General features: G+C 70.6%; 10 protein-coding genes and 3 pseudogenes. 7 read left to right on the top strand and 6 right to left on the bottom strand.

All coding sequences use genetic code 11. The features are described from left to right. Positions 1 to 16: 16 nt before the first annotated feature. Positions 17 to 1,318, bottom strand: a complete 1,302-nt coding sequence (locus ACIQ1J_RS26460; RefSeq protein WP_403560603.1) for a hypothetical protein — start codon at positions 1,316 to 1,318, stop codon at positions 17 to 19. Positions 1,319 to 1,424: 106 nt separating this feature from the next. On the opposite strand from ACIQ1J_RS26460, the pseudogene ACIQ1J_RS26455 reads away from it, so the two are divergent. From ACIQ1J_RS26455 to ACIQ1J_RS26430, 6 genes and pseudogenes are all read left to right on the top strand, one after another. Beyond that, positions 1,425 to 2,435: pseudogene (locus ACIQ1J_RS26455) on the top strand (glycosyltransferase family 2 protein); the annotation flags it as partial. A gap of 1,031 nt (positions 2,436 to 3,466) precedes the next feature. Continuing rightward, entirely contained in the window at positions 3,467 to 3,838 is a 372-nt protein-coding gene (rpsL, locus tag ACIQ1J_RS26450; RefSeq protein WP_003948652.1) for a 30S ribosomal protein S12, read from the top strand. A 2-nt stretch (positions 3,839 to 3,840) separates the two neighbouring features. Continuing rightward, the gene (gene rpsG / locus ACIQ1J_RS26445; protein WP_003974303.1) at positions 3,841 to 4,311 is read left to right on the top strand and encodes a 30S ribosomal protein S7; all 471 of its coding nucleotides are present in this window, start codon (positions 3,841 to 3,843) and stop codon (positions 4,309 to 4,311) included. A gap of 39 nt (positions 4,312 to 4,350) precedes the next feature. Further along, complete coding sequence (fusA, locus tag ACIQ1J_RS26440) at positions 4,351 to 6,477, top strand: elongation factor G (RefSeq protein WP_210957958.1); 2,127 nt, start codon at positions 4,351 to 4,353, stop codon at positions 6,475 to 6,477. 173 nt (positions 6,478 to 6,650) lie between these two features. Next, positions 6,651 to 7,844 (top strand): elongation factor Tu, encoded by a 1,194-nt coding sequence (gene tuf, locus ACIQ1J_RS26435; protein WP_055418382.1) that lies wholly within the window; start codon positions 6,651 to 6,653, stop codon positions 7,842 to 7,844. A 377-nt stretch (positions 7,845 to 8,221) separates the two neighbouring features. Continuing rightward, entirely contained in the window at positions 8,222 to 8,974 is a 753-nt protein-coding gene (locus ACIQ1J_RS26430) for a hypothetical protein (RefSeq protein ID WP_403560600.1), read from the top strand. Between the two features lie 44 nt (positions 8,975 to 9,018). On the opposite strand, the pseudogene ACIQ1J_RS26425 reads toward ACIQ1J_RS26430, so the two are convergent. Beyond that, a pseudogene (locus ACIQ1J_RS26425) lies at positions 9,019 to 10,110 on the bottom strand (ABC transporter permease); the annotation flags it as partial. A gap of 2 nt (positions 10,111 to 10,112) precedes the next feature. On the opposite strand from ACIQ1J_RS26425, the pseudogene ACIQ1J_RS26420 reads away from it, so the two are divergent. After that, positions 10,113 to 10,193 (top strand): annotated as a pseudogene (locus ACIQ1J_RS26420) (DNA-binding response regulator); the annotation flags it as partial. Between the two features lie 216 nt (positions 10,194 to 10,409). Here ACIQ1J_RS26420 and ACIQ1J_RS26415 read toward each other — a convergent pair. The 4 genes from ACIQ1J_RS26415 to ACIQ1J_RS26400 all read right to left on the bottom strand — a co-directional run bounded on the left by ACIQ1J_RS26415 (position 10,410) and on the right by ACIQ1J_RS26400 (position 14,885). After that, the gene (locus ACIQ1J_RS26415) at positions 10,410 to 11,780 is read right to left on the bottom strand and encodes an alpha-lytic protease prodomain-containing protein (protein WP_403560598.1); all 1,371 of its coding nucleotides are present in this window, start codon (positions 11,778 to 11,780) and stop codon (positions 10,410 to 10,412) included. A gap of 243 nt (positions 11,781 to 12,023) precedes the next feature. Next, positions 12,024 to 12,971, bottom strand: coding sequence for a LysR family transcriptional regulator (locus ACIQ1J_RS26410; RefSeq protein WP_210957956.1), 948 nt, complete (start codon positions 12,969 to 12,971; stop codon positions 12,024 to 12,026). Between the two features lie 94 nt (positions 12,972 to 13,065). After that, positions 13,066 to 13,962: a hypothetical protein gene (locus ACIQ1J_RS26405; protein WP_403560596.1), complete on the bottom strand. Its 897-nt coding sequence runs from the start codon at positions 13,960 to 13,962 to the stop codon at positions 13,066 to 13,068. A 17-nt stretch (positions 13,963 to 13,979) separates the two neighbouring features. Continuing rightward, positions 13,980 to 14,885 (bottom strand): helix-turn-helix domain-containing protein, encoded by a 906-nt coding sequence (locus ACIQ1J_RS26400; protein WP_403560594.1) that lies wholly within the window; start codon positions 14,883 to 14,885, stop codon positions 13,980 to 13,982. Between the last annotated feature and the right edge of the window lie 181 nt (positions 14,886 to 15,066).

The following is a 15,066-nucleotide window of genomic DNA, read 5'->3' as shown; positions in this document are numbered from 1 at the left end:
CGTGTGCTGAGGGGGCCTACGGCACGCCCAGCTCGAAGATGACGTAGTGCGCGTACCAGCCGGAGGCGAGCGCGGCCGTGGAGAAGAAGACCACCAGGCTCGGGCGCTTCAGGCGGGCGAGGGCCGCGGCGGGGGCGATGAGCAGGGGGAAGGCGGGCAGCAGGTAGCGCATGGTGTTGCCGAACATCTGCTGGGTGCCGAGGACGGTGATGATCGTCGCCAGGGTGTACGCGACGAGCACCAGTGGGGGCTTCTTGCGCAGCATCAGGGCGATGAGGAAGGGCAGCGCCAGGACCAGCTGGAGGGAGAGCAGGTCCGGGGTGGAGAAGGCGAAGGGGTAGTCGCCCTTGCCCACCGCGAGGTTGCGCAGCACGTCCAGGGTGTAGGCGCCGTAGTCGAAGAAGTGCGCCCAGCCCTCGCGCTGGAGCGTGAAGTACGCCGTGGCCTCGCCGGTGCTGTAGCCGACCCAGGCGATGTAGGAGAGCAGGCCCAGGGGAGCGACGACCATCGCGTACACGGGGCCGCGTACGCCGTGCTCGCGTCTGGTCGCGGGGCGGGCGAGCGTCACCAGCGCGGCGAGTCCCACGGCGCCTATGAGTACGGCGGACGTGGGGCGGTTCAGGCCCGCGGTGAAGGCGAGGAGGCCGGCCACCACCCAGCGCTTGGTCATGACGGCGTAGCAGGCCCAGGCGGCGATGGCGACGAACAGGGACTCCGAGTACACCGCCCACTCGACGCCCGCTCCCGGGGCCACGGCCCACAGCCCCGCGGCGATGGTGCCCGCGCGGGCTCCGGCGACGAGGCGGATCACGGCGAAGATGCCCGCCGCCGCGACGAACGACGAGACGACGGAGACGAGGATGCCGGAGCCGTACAGGCCGAGGCCCGTGGTCTCCGAGACCATGCGGATCAGTGCCGGGTAGAGCGGGAAGAAGGCGACCGAGTTCTGCTGGACCGTGAACAGGCCGTCCGAGTCGAGCCGCACCAGGGCAGGGCTGTAGCCGTGCTCGGCGACCTGGAGGTACCACCAGCCGTCCCAGGTGGCCAGCACGTCCCACCAGTGGGTGCCGCCGCCGAAGCGCGGGTTCTTCTCCTTGTAGTCCCCGGCGTACTTCAGCAGGGAGGCGAAGACCGTGAGGCCGACGAGCTTCGTGACGCCGTAGAGGACGAGCGCGGGCAGGTAGGGGCGGGCGCCGTCCGGCAGCGTCGGAGGCCAGGTCCGCCAGGTCCGCCAGGAGCGTTCCGGGCGGTCGTCGGGCTGCCCGTCCGGTGCGTCGCGCGACCCGCCGGTCACCGTGTCGTCGGCAGCCGTATCCATGGCTGTCATCCCCCTCAGGCCACCCTCAACCGTCAATTGCTGCCATAAGATCGCACAAGAGTCGCACATCTGTGCTCGGTGTTCGGGGGAGGGGAGGGGAGGCGCGGTGCCCGAGGAACGGGACGAGGAACTGCACGAACCGATCGTGCTGTCGGTCGTCATTCCGATGTACAACGAGGAAGAGGTCCTGCCCGCGCTGGTCAGCAGGCTGCGGCCGGTCCTGACGGAGCTGGGAGTCCCGCACGAGGTCGTCGCGGTGGACGACGGCAGCGGCGACCGTACGGCGGAACTGCTCGCCGCCTTCCGGCTGGGCTGGCCGGAACTGCGCGTGGTCGCGCTGCGGCGCAACTCCGGCCACCAGGCCGCCCTCACCGCCGGCCTGGACCGGGCGTCCGGGGCCTACGTGGTGAGCCTGGACGCCGACCTCCAGGACCCGCCGGAGAAGATCCCCGACATGCTGGCGCTGGCCCGCGCGGAGGGTCTCGACATCGTGTACGGCGTCCGCGCCGACCGCAGTAGCGACACCGGGTTCAAGCGCTGGAGCGCGGGCCTCTACTACCGCCTCATGCGGCGCCTGGCCGGCCCGTCGGTCCCCGCGCAGGCGGGCGACTTCCGGCTGCTCAGCCGGGCCGCGGTGGACGCCCTGAAGGCCCTGCCGGACCAGCAGCGGGTCTACCGGCTCCTCGTGCCCTGGCTGGGCTTCCCGAGCGGGCAGGTGACGTACGAGCGCGCTCCGCGCACCGCGGGCCGCACCAAGTATCCGCTGGGCCGGATGATCCGCCTCGCGGTGGACAGCGTCACCGGCTTCTCCGCGGCCCCGCTGCGCATCGCCACCTGGCTGGGCGCCGGCGCCTTCGTGGTCTGCCTGGCGCTGCTCGTCTACACCCTCACCGCTTTCGCGCTGGGCCGCACGGTGCCCGGCTGGACGTCGCTCTTCACCGGCATCGTCTTCATCGGCGGGGTGCAGCTGATCTGCGTCGGCCTGCTCGGCGAGTACGTGGGCCGCATATACACGGCCGTGCAGAACCGGCCCACGTACTTCGTCCGTGACGACACGGCCCGCCCACTGGCCGCGGACGCCCCGCCCGACGCGGCCTCGGGCGGGGTGTCCGACCGGCGGTCGGAGCACGCGCCCGGTGCCTTGGGTGGGACGTCCAGTGCGGGGTCCGGGTCGGTCCGGGCGGCGTCGGGTGGGGTGTCCGACCGGCGGTCGGAGCACGCGCCCGGTGCCTTGGGTGGGACGTCCAGTGCGGGGTCCGGGTCGGTCCGGGCGGCGTCGGGTGGGGCGTCCGACCGGCGGTCGGAGCACGCGCCCGGTGCCCCGGGTGCGACGCCCGGCCCGCGGTGCGAGTCGGCCCCCGGTGTCTCGGGTGGTGCCTCCGACCCGCAGTCCGACCCGCAGCCCGAGTCGGTCCCCGGCGCTTCCGACTCGCGGCCCGGGCCCGTTGCCGGCGTCACCGAGGAGTCCGCGTCGACCCGTGCCGGGTCGGCCGCCGGCGGTACGGACGGCGCCGACGGCCCCGCGGCAGAAGCGTCCGCACGCGGCGCCGCCACCCGCCCGCCGGTTCCTCGGGAGGCCCCGGCTGTCCCGGCGGACGGGGCGCGCGTTCCGGTGCCGCGGGTCTGAGGCGCGAGGCGGCGGCGTCCGCGTTCCGGCGCCCGGCCCCGTGCGGGACGGGGGCGCGGCCCGCCCGGCCCGGCGCGCGCGTGGCGGAGGGCGCCCGCGGGGTGACGGATCCGCGGGGTGACGGATCCGCGTGGCGGAGGGCCCGCGTGGCGGAGGGCCCGCGTGGCGGAGGGCCCGCGTGGTGACGGGCCTGCGTGGTGAAGGTCCTCGCGGGATCCTGGTGGCGTCGGCGGTGCCCCCGCAGCGAATGGGCGAAACCGGGCTGATCCGGGCGTCGCTGCTGGTCTCGCCCATTTGTTTTGACCGCAGCGAATGCGATAGGTACGCTCAGACCTTGTGCCTGGGGTGTGCCCTGGCCCTCGTGCGTGCCTTCAACCGCAGTGAGGGTCGTGACCGGCCACCGCAATCCGCGCCTTCCTCCGCCTGGCGGCAGGGGTTCGCGGCTTCGACACACCCGACCGCGTGGGTCGGAGTCGTCCCAGGTTAGCTTCACCATTCGGCACACAGAAACCGGAGAAGTAGTGCCTACGATCCAGCAGCTGGTCCGGAAGGGCCGGCAGGACAAGGTCGAGAAGAACAAGACGCCCGCACTCGAGGGTTCGCCCCAGCGTCGTGGCGTCTGCACGCGTGTGTTCACGACCACCCCGAAGAAGCCGAACTCGGCCCTGCGTAAGGTCGCGCGTGTGCGTCTGACCAGCGGGATCGAGGTCACCGCTTACATTCCGGGTGAGGGGCACAACCTGCAGGAGCACTCCATCGTGCTCGTGCGCGGCGGCCGTGTGAAGGACCTGCCGGGTGTTCGTTACAAGATCATCCGCGGTTCGCTTGACACCCAGGGTGTGAAGAACCGCAAGCAGGCCCGCAGCCGCTACGGCGCCAAGAAGGAGAAGTAAGAATGCCTCGTAAGGGCCCCGCCCCGAAGCGCCCGGTCATCATCGACCCGGTCTACGGTTCTCCTCTGGTGACCTCCCTGATCAACAAGGTGCTGCTGAACGGCAAGCGCTCCACCGCCGAGCGCATCGTCTACGGCGCCATGGAGGGCCTGCGCGAGAAGACCGGTAACGACCCGGTCATCACGCTGAAGCGCGCTCTCGAGAACATCAAGCCGACCCTCGAGGTCAAGTCCCGCCGTGTCGGTGGTGCGACGTACCAGGTGCCGATCGAGGTCAAGCCCGGTCGGGCCAACACCCTCGCGCTGCGCTGGCTGGTCGGTTACTCCCGCGCCCGTCGCGAGAAGACCATGACCGAGCGTCTGCTCAACGAGCTCCTCGACGCCTCCAACGGCCTCGGTGCCGCTGTGAAGAAGCGCGAGGACACGCACAAGATGGCCGAGTCCAACAAGGCCTTCGCGCACTACCGCTGGTAGTCGCTACCCACATCGAGACCGAGAGAAGACTGAAGCCTTATGGCTACCACTTCACTTGACCTGGCCAAGGTCCGCAACATCGGGATCATGGCTCACATCGACGCGGGCAAGACGACCACCACCGAGCGGATCCTGTTCTACACGGGCGTGTCGTACAAGATCGGTGAGGTCCACGACGGCGCCGCCACGATGGACTGGATGGAGCAGGAGCAGGAGCGTGGCATCACGATCACGTCTGCTGCGACCACCTGCCACTGGCCGCTCGAGGACAACGACTACACGATCAACATCATCGACACCCCGGGGCACGTCGACTTCACCGTCGAGGTGGAGCGTTCCCTGCGTGTGCTCGACGGTGCCGTGACCGTGTTCGACGGTGTCGCCGGTGTCGAGCCGCAGTCCGAGACGGTGTGGCGTCAGGCCGACCGTTACGGCGTGCCGCGCATCTGCTTCGTGAACAAGCTGGACCGTACCGGCGCCGAGTTCCACCGCTGCGTGGAGATGATCTCGGACCGCCTGGGCGCCCAGCCGCTCGTCATGCAGCTCCCGATCGGTGCCGAGGCCGACTTCAAGGGCGTCGTGGACCTGGTCCGCATGAAGGCGCTCGTGTGGTCCGCCGAGGCCGCCAAGGGCGAGATGTACGACACCGTCGACATCCCGGCCACGCACACCGAGGCCGCCGAGGAGTGGCGCGGCAAGCTGGTCGAGGGCGTCGCGGAGAACGACGAAGAGATCATGGAGCTGTTCCTGGAGGGCCAGGAGCCCACCGAGGAGCAGCTGTACGCCGCGATCCGTCGCATCACCATCGCCTCCGGCAAGTCCAGCGACACCACGGTCACCCCGGTGTTCTGCGGCACCGCGTTCAAGAACAAGGGCGTCCAGCCCCTGCTCGACGCGGTCGTGCGCTACCTGCCGACCCCGCTCGACGTCGAGGCCATCGAGGGCCACGACGTCAAGGACCCCGAGGTCGTCGTCAAGCGCAAGCCGTCCGAGGACGAGCCGCTGGCCGCGCTCGCGTTCAAGATCATGAGCGACCCGCACCTCGGCAAGCTCACCTTCGTCCGGGTCTACTCGGGCCGCCTGGTGTCCGGCACCGCGGTGCTGAACCCCGTCAAGGGCAAGAAGGAGCGCATCGGCAAGATCTACCGCATGCACGCCAACAAGCGTGAGGAGATCGAGTCGGTGGGCGCCGGTGACATCGTCGCCGTCATGGGCCTGAAGCAGACCACCACCGGTGAGACGCTGTCCGACGACAAGAACCCGGTCATCCTGGAGTCCATGGACTTCCCGGCGCCGGTCATCGAGGTCGCCATCGAGCCCAAGTCGAAGGGCGACCAGGAGAAGCTCGGCGTCGCGATCCAGCGTCTGGCCGAGGAGGACCCGTCCTTCCAGGTCCACTCCGACGAGGAGACCGGCCAGACCATCATCGGTGGTATGGGCGAGCTGCACCTCGAGGTGCTGGTCGACCGCATGCGCCGTGAGTTCCGCGTCGAGGCCAACGTCGGCAAGCCCCAGGTCGCGTACCGTGAGACGATCCGCAAGGCCGTCGAGCGCGTGGACTACACCCACAAGAAGCAGACCGGTGGTACCGGTCAGTTCGCCAAGGTGCAGATCGCGATCGAGCCGATCGAGGGTGGCGACACCTCGTACGAGTTCGTGAACAAGGTGACCGGTGGCCGCATCCCGAAGGAGTACATCCCTTCGGTGGACGCCGGTGCCCAGGAGGCCATGCAGTTCGGCATCCTGGCCGGCTACGAGATGACGGGCGTCCGCGTCACGCTCATCGACGGTGGCTACCACGAGGTCGACTCCTCCGAGCTGGCGTTCAAGATCGCCGGTTCGCAGGCGTTCAAGGAGGCCGCGCGCAAGGCTTCGCCCGTGCTCATGGAGCCGATGATGTCCGTCGAGGTCACCACGCCCGAGGACTACATGGGTGAGGTAATCGGCGACATCAACTCCCGCCGTGGCCAGATCCAGGCCATGGAGGAGCGGATGGGTGCCCGTGTCGTGAAGGGCCTCGTGCCCCTCTCGGAGATGTTCGGCTACGTCGGCGACCTCCGCAGCAAGACGTCGGGTCGCGCAAGCTACTCGATGCAGTTCGACTCCTACGCCGAGGTTCCCCGGAACGTCGCCGAGGAGATCATCGCGAAGGCCAAGGGCGAGTAACGGACTACTCCGTTCAACGGACCCCGTTCACACGCTTTAGGCTTGACCCCGGAGCCTGCATGGGGCATTCCGCCGACAACCCGGTGGAATGCCCCCGGCACCCGGGCTTTCCAGCAAAGATCACCTGGCGCCGATGAGTAAGGCGTACAGAACCACTCCACAGGAGGACCCCAGTGGCGAAGGCGAAGTTCGAGCGGACTAAGCCGCACGTCAACATCGGCACCATCGGTCACATCGACCACGGTAAGACGACCCTCACGGCCGCCATTACCAAGGTGCTGCACGACGCGTACCCCGAGCTGAACGAGGCCTCGGCCTTCGACCAGATCGACAAGGCTCCCGAGGAGCGCCAGCGCGGTATCACGATTTCGATCGCGCACGTCGAGTACCAGACCGAAACGCGTCACTACGCCCACGTCGACTGCCCCGGTCACGCGGACTACATCAAGAACATGATCACGGGTGCGGCGCAGATGGACGGCGCCATCCTCGTGGTCGCGGCCACCGACGGCCCGATGCCGCAGACCAAGGAGCACGTGCTCCTGGCCCGCCAGGTCGGCGTTCCGTACATCGTCGTCGCCCTGAACAAGGCCGACATGGTGGACGACGAGGAGATCCTGGAGCTCGTCGAGCTCGAGGTGCGCGAGCTCCTCTCCGAGTACGAGTTCCCGGGCGACGACCTGCCGGTCGTCAAGGTCTCCGCCCTGAAGGCCCTTGAGGGCGACAAGGAGTGGGGCAACTCGGTCCTCGAGCTCATGAAGGCCGTGGACGAGTCCATCCCGGAGCCCGAGCGCGACGTCGACAAGCCGTTCCTGATGCCGATCGAGGACGTCTTCACGATCACCGGTCGTGGCACGGTCGTCACCGGTCGTATCGAGCGTGGTGTCCTCAAGGTCAACGAGACCGTCGACATCATCGGCATCAAGACCGAGAAGACCACCACCACGGTCACCGGCATCGAGATGTTCCGCAAGCTGCTCGACGAGGGCCAGGCCGGTGAGAACGTCGGTCTGCTCCTCCGTGGCATCAAGCGCGAGGACGTCGAGCGCGGCCAGGTCATCATCAAGCCCGGTTCGGTCACGCCGCACACCGAGTTCGAGGCCCAGGCCTACATCCTGTCGAAGGACGAGGGTGGCCGTCACACCCCCTTCTTCAACAACTACCGTCCGCAGTTCTACTTCCGTACGACGGACGTGACCGGCGTCGTGACCCTCCCCGAGGGCACCGAGATGGTCATGCCGGGTGACAACACCGAGATGAAGGTGGAGCTCATCCAGCCCGTCGCCATGGAAGAGGGCCTGAAGTTCGCCATCCGTGAGGGTGGCCGGACCGTGGGCGCCGGCCAGGTCACCAAGATCAACAAGTAAGCTCCGCTTGCTTGTCGGTCGATAGACCTGACATGGGCTGATGCCTGAACAGAGGGGCCCGTACGACTTCGGTCGTACGGGCCCTTCGCATGAGGCATGAGGTGACGCTCGGCCGATCGCGTCAGCCCTTGCCCGGTACGCGTCAATCTTCCTGGCCCGGCCGTCACTCGGTCGCAGCAATGAATGGCATATGTCGGTGGTCGTTGCACTGCTCGTCTACGTTCGGCGCATGGTCAGCTCATCCCATGAGGCGCTGCACCGGATCTTCCAGGAGGATCCGGCGCTCTTCGCCCGTGCCGTCAGAGGTCTCGGCATCACCTTCGCCGGGTCCGCTCTCGGGGGCGCCCCTTCCCACCGACCTCACCGAGAACCGCCCCGTGGACCGGCGACTGGACACGTTGCTGCGTATGGACGCGGAGGGCGGCGAGAGCTTTCTCCTCGCTGTGGAGTCACAGGGGAGGCCGGACCCCGACAAGCCCGCGAGCTGGGCGTACTACCTGTCACACCTGCACGCCAAGTACGGCCTGCCGCCGGTCCTGCTGGTCGTCTGCGCCGACCGACGCACCGCGTCCTGGGCGGCCCGGCACGTCGACATCGGCCCGCCGCAGTGGCCCTCGCCCACCGTGCGCCCCCTGGTTCTGGGGCCGGACAGCCTGCCCGTGATCGACAGCCCCGACGAGGCCGCGCGCGACATTCCCCTGACGGTGCTGCCCGCGGCTCTGCACCGCCGGGATCCGGACGCCGATGCCATACTGAAAGCGCTGGCGACGGCACTGAAAGACCTGTCGGACGACGACGAGCACACCGCAAGCATCTTCATCGAGCTCACGGAACAAGGCCTCGGCAAGACGCCGGCCGCAGACCTCTGGAGGCACATCATGGCCGCCGACCTTTCGTTCTTCCAGTCGCAGACCGCTCAGAGCCTTCGGGCGGAGGGGCGAGCCGAGGGATGCGCCGAGGGGCGTGCCGAGGACATCCTGTTGCTGTTGGACGGTCGGGGGATCGAGGTGTCGGAGGAGGAGCGGGCGCGCATCGTCGGGTGCGCTGATCTCGACACGTTGGGTGTCTGGTTCACACGTGCGATCACGGCGGTGTCGACGGCCGAGGTGTTGAGGCCGGACGGGGAGTGAGCGGGCGGGGCGGCCCGGGGCCGTGGCGGTCTGACGGAGCCGGGTCACTCGCGGATGCCCGCGAGCTCCGTCGGACGGCGCCGTAGGGCCAGGGCGGCGGGGGTGACCGAGGCGAGTACCGCGAGGAACGCGCACGCGGCCACGACCGCGCCGATCGTCGCCCACGGCAGTGCGGGCGTGGGACGCACCGAGAGCAGGCCCAGCGCCGCCCACATCCCGGCGAGGTCGAGCCCGGCGGTGACCAGCCCGAGCAGCGCGCCGACCGCGACCACCACGAGCGACTCGGCACCCACCAGCCGCAGTACCTGCCCGTTGGTGGCCCCGGCCAGCCGCAGCGTCGCCAGGTCGCGGACCCGGTCGGAGGTGGCCATCACCATCGTGTTGACCAGGGAGATACCGGTGTAGAGCAGGGCGATGCCGAGGACCAGGAGGAGGCCGATCCGGGTCGGACGGTTGGTCTGCGGATACGTGGCGGCGACCCACTCGTCCTTGGTGAGCACCTGCCCGCCGGCCGACCGCACCGCCTCGCGCAGCCCGGCGGCCACGGCCCCGCTGTCGGCGCCGTCCGCGAGGGCGACGTCCACCCGGTCGACGGCGGCGCCGGGGGCGTTGGCGGGAGTGACGTAGACGCCGTTGTCGCCGGTGCCGGTGTGCATCACCGCGGCGATGCGCAGCGTCTTCTCCGTGCCGTTCCCGAGCCACACCCGTACGCTCCGGCCGACGGAGTGGCGTTCCCACTCCTCGTTGACGATGATCGAGTGGTCGTCGAGGCCGGTCGCCTTCCCCGCCGCGAGCGGCAGCCGGGAGGTGGCGGCGAGGGCCCGGGGGCTGTCGACGGCGCGAGCCTCGGACCGGACGAGCGCCACGCCCTCCTCCAGGACGTACACCGCGCTCGACGAGCTCGGTGAGATCTGAGCGCCCGGCACGGCGCGCAGCCGCTCCACGGCCGTGGTGTCGAAGCCCGTGGTCCGCGCGTCGAAGTCCGTGCCGCCGCCCGGGGCGGTGACCACGAAGGCGGCGGTGGTCCGCTCGCGCGTCTCGGTGGCCTTCGCCTCGTTGAGCGTCGCGGTGGCGCCGAGCAGCGAGCCCGCGAGAGCGACCGTGACCAGTACCGGCGCCGCGACGGCGGCGGTACGGCATCCTCACCAAGCTCGACCTGCCCCCGGCCACCGAGACACACCGCAGGGTGCTGGCGGTACTGGCGTATCTGCGGGCCTGAGCCCGCACGGGCCAACCGCAGGGGCCACTCGTACGGGCCACCCGCACGTGACCGAGGACGACCGACGGGACGACGGGACCGGGGGCTCTCCCTCAGCGCACCCGGGCCCGTCCCCGTCGCCCCGGTGGACGGGCCCTCACTGGTCGTCCGGGGGCCCGTGGGCTGTCGCCCGCGGGTCATCGCCCGTGGGCTGTCCCCCGTGCGGTGGTCAGCTGCTCACGCGCGCTGCCACAGCGCCGGCACGTTCGGCGGCTCCCAGCCCTGCTGGGCCTGGTGGCCCTGGAGGCAGCGGTAGGTCGCGCCGCCGTACGTCACCGTGGCGCCCGGCTGGTAGACGGTGCCGGCCGCCCAGGTGCCGCCCTCACCCGGCGGCGGCTCCTCGGGGCCGCCGCCACCGGTCGTCTTCAGGGTGAGCCCGTAGTTCTGGAGCAGCGGGTTGATCGGCTGGTGGAACGTCGTACCGCCGCTGCGGCAGTCGCCCGAGCCGCCCGAGGTGACGCCCTGGGCCTGGCTGCCCGAGATGTACGAGCCACCCGAGTCGCCGGGTTCGGCGCACACCGTGGTGCGGGTGACGCCGCTGATGGTGCCCTCGGGGTAGGTCACGCTGGTGTTGTGCTGCTGGATGGTGCCGCAGTGCCAGCCGGTGGTGGAACCGGAGCGGCACACGGACGCGCCGACCGGCGCCTGGGTGGACCCGGTGACCTGGACGTTCCGGCCGCCGGCGCCGCTGACGTACGGGGTCGCGGTCCACTGGGAGTTGGTCGCCACCCACGCCATGTCACGCCCGGGGAAGACCGACCCCTGGAAGGTCCCCTGGGCCACCCGGTTGGCGCCGCTCGTGCTCGCCCCGGTCCGTCCGCAGTGACCGGCGGTGGCGAAGCCCTGCTGGGTGCCCTTGGTGACCGGGAAACCGATCGAGCAGCGTCCGCTGTTGTTGATGTAGTACGCCTCGCCGCCCCGCAGGTCGTAGAGCGGACGGGGCCTTTCGGCGGTCTTCTCGACCCGGGCGAGTCCGGCGTCGACACCGGCCGCGTCGAGGAGGGCGTGGGCCGCGGACGGCCGTACGGCCTGCACGGTGACCGTGTTCGTCCGTACGTCTACGTACCGGACCGGCGCGTCGGTGGTGTCGCGGCCGGTGGCGGCCCTGTCCAGCCGGGACTTGGCCGCGTCCAGGTCGGCGAGCGAGTGCCGTACGACGGTGGCCGCGGCGCCCGCCGCCTCGATCGCCGCGACGTCGTCCGCGTCGGTCGTCGCCACGGTCAGCGTGCCGGACTCGGCGCCACGCAGCCACGCGCCCGCGTAGTCACCGCCGAGCGCGGCGCGGAGCCGGGCCGCCGTGGCGCCCGCCTCGGCCTCGTTGACGAGGCGGCGCTCGGCCTGCTGCCGGTCGAGGCCGAGGTCGCGCTGCATGGCGCTGAGGAGGGCGACAGGCGCGGCGTCGGTGCGGAGGGTCTCGGCCGCGGTGGGTGCGGAGTCGGCGGGAGCCGTCCCGGCGCTCGCGGAGCCGCTGAGCCCGGCCACGAGCAGGGCGGCCGTCGCTGCGACGGCGGCGCCCATGGCTCTGCTGTGCCGGTATCGGTGAGGCATGGGGGATCTCCTCGGTCTCGGTGGGCCCGGCGGGGCCCGGTGGGTCCCGGTGGGGAGGTGCCGAAACCGTAGGGAGGGACAACCGGCGGCCAAAAGACGTCGGCTGACCCTCTCCCCGGTGTTATGGAAGGCCCAGGCCCACGGTTGGCGTCGCGGACCCGGCGGGCGCTGTCGCGAAACCCGGCGTGTGCCCTGCTGCGAAGCCCGGTGCGCCCCTCGCCGCTGCGCCCTGAGCGCCCCCTGTCACGGAACCCGGTGCGCCGCCATCCACTCCGTGTAGCTGTCACTGCTCGCCGCCACCCCCGCGTGCGCCATGCGCGCCTGCGCCAGCACGGTCGCGGCGGTGTCCTGCCGCTGCGTCACCGCGTGCCAGCCGAGCAGATGCCGCCAGGCCAGCGGGGTGCCGGTGAGCGGCCGGGTGACGATGCCGGGCGTGATCGGGAACGTCGCCCGGCACAGCCCGACCGCCCGCCCCACCTGCACCAGATGCACCAGGGACGCGGTGTCGGTCTCGTACATGCGGCGCGGAGTGAACCCGGCGCGGGCGCACGACGCGGAGAAGCAGTCGCCGAAGCATCCGTCGCCGGGTACGCAGGCCCACTCCTCGCCCGACAGCTCGGTCAGGTCCACCTCCGGCCGGTGGGCGAGCGGATGACCGGCGGGCATCATCACGAACACCGGGTCGACGGCGACCTCCCGCCACACCAGCCCCTGGGCGCCGGGCGGGGCGGCGGAGCCGCAGGTCCCGGCGAGCGCGAAGTCCAGCCGCCCCTCGGTGAGCTGCTCGGCCAGGTCCCGCTCCGACCAGGAGGTGCAGGTCGTCATCCGGGCCTCGGGCGCCACATCGGCCAGCCGGTCGACCAGCGCGCCCAGCAGCGGCCCGTGAGTGCCGCCCAGCCGAAGCAGCTCGGCGGTGCGCGGCGCCCGCGCGAACCGGGCCGCCTCCTGCTGCAAGTCGGTCACCGCGGGCAGCACGATCCGGCTGCGCTCCAGCACCAGCTCGCCCAGCGCGGTGGCCCGCACGCCGTGCCGACCGCGTACGAACAGCGCGCCGCCCAGAGCCCGTTCGATCCGCTTGAGCTGTGCGCTCAACGCGGGCTGCGCGAGCCCGAGAGCCGTCGCCGCCCTGGTGAGGCTCCCGGCGTCGGCGATGGCCCGTACCGTCTTGAGATGCCGCAACTCCAGCTCCATGAGGGGAGCTTGCGACGAGGGAGGGGTGGGGGCAAGAGGTTGGTCCGGACCTGTGACGGTGAGGTGCCAGGGAGCCCAGCTCCCGCAGAGGGGCTCACTCCTCTTCGAAGATCTCTTCGGCCTTCGGCGCGGTGACGGCACGGGCGAGCCAGTGGCGCAGGACCTCGGGGTCGTCGCAGTCGGTGACGCGCCTGCGGACGTCGTCGGAGACGGCGAGGCCCCGCTGCTCCAGGACGAGGAGGATGTCCTCGGCCCGGCCCTGGGCGCGGCCCTGGGCACGCCCCTGCTCGCGGCCTTCGTCGCGGATCTCTTCGGAGATGTAGGACTTGTAGAACGAGAGGTCCACGGCCACCAGTTTCCTCCAGAGATATTGGGCCGGGCGGTTTCCCAGGCCTTGAGCGGTGAATTCGACGAGGGGGTCGGCTACGCCTTCGGGGACGTCCCGCAGCGCTGTGGACAGGGCTTCCAGTATGGCACCGATATCCGGGTTCGCCGCGTGCGTGATGGCCGCCAAGGCGGTCAGAGCGAGGTCGGCACGCGCCTCCTCGGGGTCGGTGATCACCGGCATGTTGTGAGGTCCGGCGACAATCGGCCGTACGGTCAGAGAGGGCCACGAACAGAACCCGATGGGCTCCGGCCGGGTCGCCCACTCGGCCGTGGCGCGGTCCTGGCAGACCACGAGCAGCAGCGGCGGCAGTCGGTACTTGCTGCGCAGGTACGCGAGGTAATACCCCCAGCTGGCCGGCTTCTCCGGGTCCTTCTTCTTCTGTGCCTCGACCGCGAGGAGAAAGGGTCCGTGTGCCTCTGTATCGATCTTCAGCAGGGTGTCGATCCGACGGTCGACAGGCCTTGTCTCAGTGACGTCGTTGGGTAGCACGGTAACCGCGGTGGCCTGGGGAAACGGGATGCTGAGTGCTTCGGAGACCCGGGAGAAGAGCCCCGGGTAGTCCTGGAAGATGCGGTGCATCGCCTCGTGGGACGAGCTGACCATGTGGCTTCTTTCCGGGTTCAGGGATGGGTGGCGGCCGGTGTGCGGCAGTCGCGGCAGCGGTCCTCCGTTTCGGGGGCGCGGAAGCCGCGGTCGCAGCCGTCGCAGTTCCGGATCGGGTGTCGGAGCGGTGGGGCAGTGGTCGGGGCGCGGAACGGGGCCGGGGGCGGCAGCCGGTCGGTGAGGCGGTGGGCCAGGAGGGCGGCCGGGCGGCGCAGCGGCTCGTCCGGGAGGTCGGCGGTCAGGGCCTGGCGTACGGCGGTGGAGCGGACGTCCCGTTCCAGCCAGGTGGCGACGCCGGGTGCCAGGTGCGCGGTCTCGGCGGCGGAGAGCAGCAGCCGGGAGTCGTGTCGCCGCAGGCCGGTGAGGAGGTCGGCGGCCGTCCGGAGGAGCGAGGGGGCCTTGCTGCTGGGCTGCGGTACGGCGGGGAGGGCCTTACGGGTGCCCGTGGCACACGGCGGCCGGGGCTGGGGCGTTCGTTCTACTGCCGGTCGGGGCTGCCGGACCGGCTGGTCGGAGCACCCGGTGTCGGCTGCCTCACGCCGGTGCGTCGGCTGGTTGCAGGAGACCGTGCGGGTGACGATGCGGCCGGTGGGCGTGCGTACGAGTTCGCGGCGCAGGTAGCCGTAGGTTTCCAGCTCGCGCAGGGCGGCGGCGATCCGGGTCGGGCCCTCGGGGAAGCGGGCGGTGAGCGACTTGATGTCGGCGCCGGCCCCGCTCGGCAGCGACTGGATGTGACAGCCGAGGCCGATGGCCAGGAGCGACAGCTCCTTGTGCTGGACCAGGTGGTTGCCGATCACCACGAAGCGGGTGGTGTGGCGGGTGTTCTCGTGGATGATGCCGCCGCCGTGACGACGCGGACGGGTCGGATCGGCGGCAGGGGCTGACTGGGTGCGCAGGGGCGCGCTAGGGTTTTGGGTATCCATCGGGAAGCTCTCTTCTTCCTTGGTGGTAGGCCCTCGCAGTGGGATGCCAGTCCCGGCGGGGGCCGATGTCTTTCTCCGGTTGTTTGCGCTGAGCGTAGGGGAGTTGAGGGCTCGGAAATCCAGCTGAGCCGGTGATGTTCACCCGCCCGAGTGATTACGCGCCTCGGGCGGAAAGGTGGGG

The organism is Streptomyces sp. NPDC097107 (genome assembly GCF_044762405.1).
Lineage (GTDB): Bacteria > Actinomycetota > Actinomycetes > Streptomycetales > Streptomycetaceae > Streptomyces > Streptomyces thinghirensis.
Note: the sequence above shows the minus strand (reverse complement) of the source record. Positions and strands in the feature narration are given on the sequence as shown.

Coding starts and splice junctions, on each gene's coding strand:
- ACIQ1J_RS26415 (WP_403560598.1), bottom strand. CDS start 11,780: ATGCCTCACCGATACCGGCACAGCAGAGCCATGGGCGCCGCCGTCGCA.
- ACIQ1J_RS26460 (WP_403560603.1), bottom strand. CDS start 1,318: ATGGATACGGCTGCCGACGACACGGTGACCGGCGGGTCGCGCGACGCA.
- ACIQ1J_RS26410 (WP_210957956.1), bottom strand. CDS start 12,971: ATGGAGCTGGAGTTGCGGCATCTCAAGACGGTACGGGCCATCGCCGAC.
- ACIQ1J_RS26405 (WP_403560596.1), bottom strand. CDS start 13,962: ATGGTCAGCTCGTCCCACGAGGCGATGCACCGCATCTTCCAGGACTAC.
- rpsG (WP_003974303.1), top strand. CDS start 3,841: ATGCCTCGTAAGGGCCCCGCCCCGAAGCGCCCGGTCATCATCGACCCG.
- fusA (WP_210957958.1), top strand. CDS start 4,351: ATGGCTACCACTTCACTTGACCTGGCCAAGGTCCGCAACATCGGGATC.
- ACIQ1J_RS26400 (WP_403560594.1), bottom strand. CDS start 14,885: ATGGATACCCAAAACCCTAGCGCGCCCCTGCGCACCCAGTCAGCCCCT.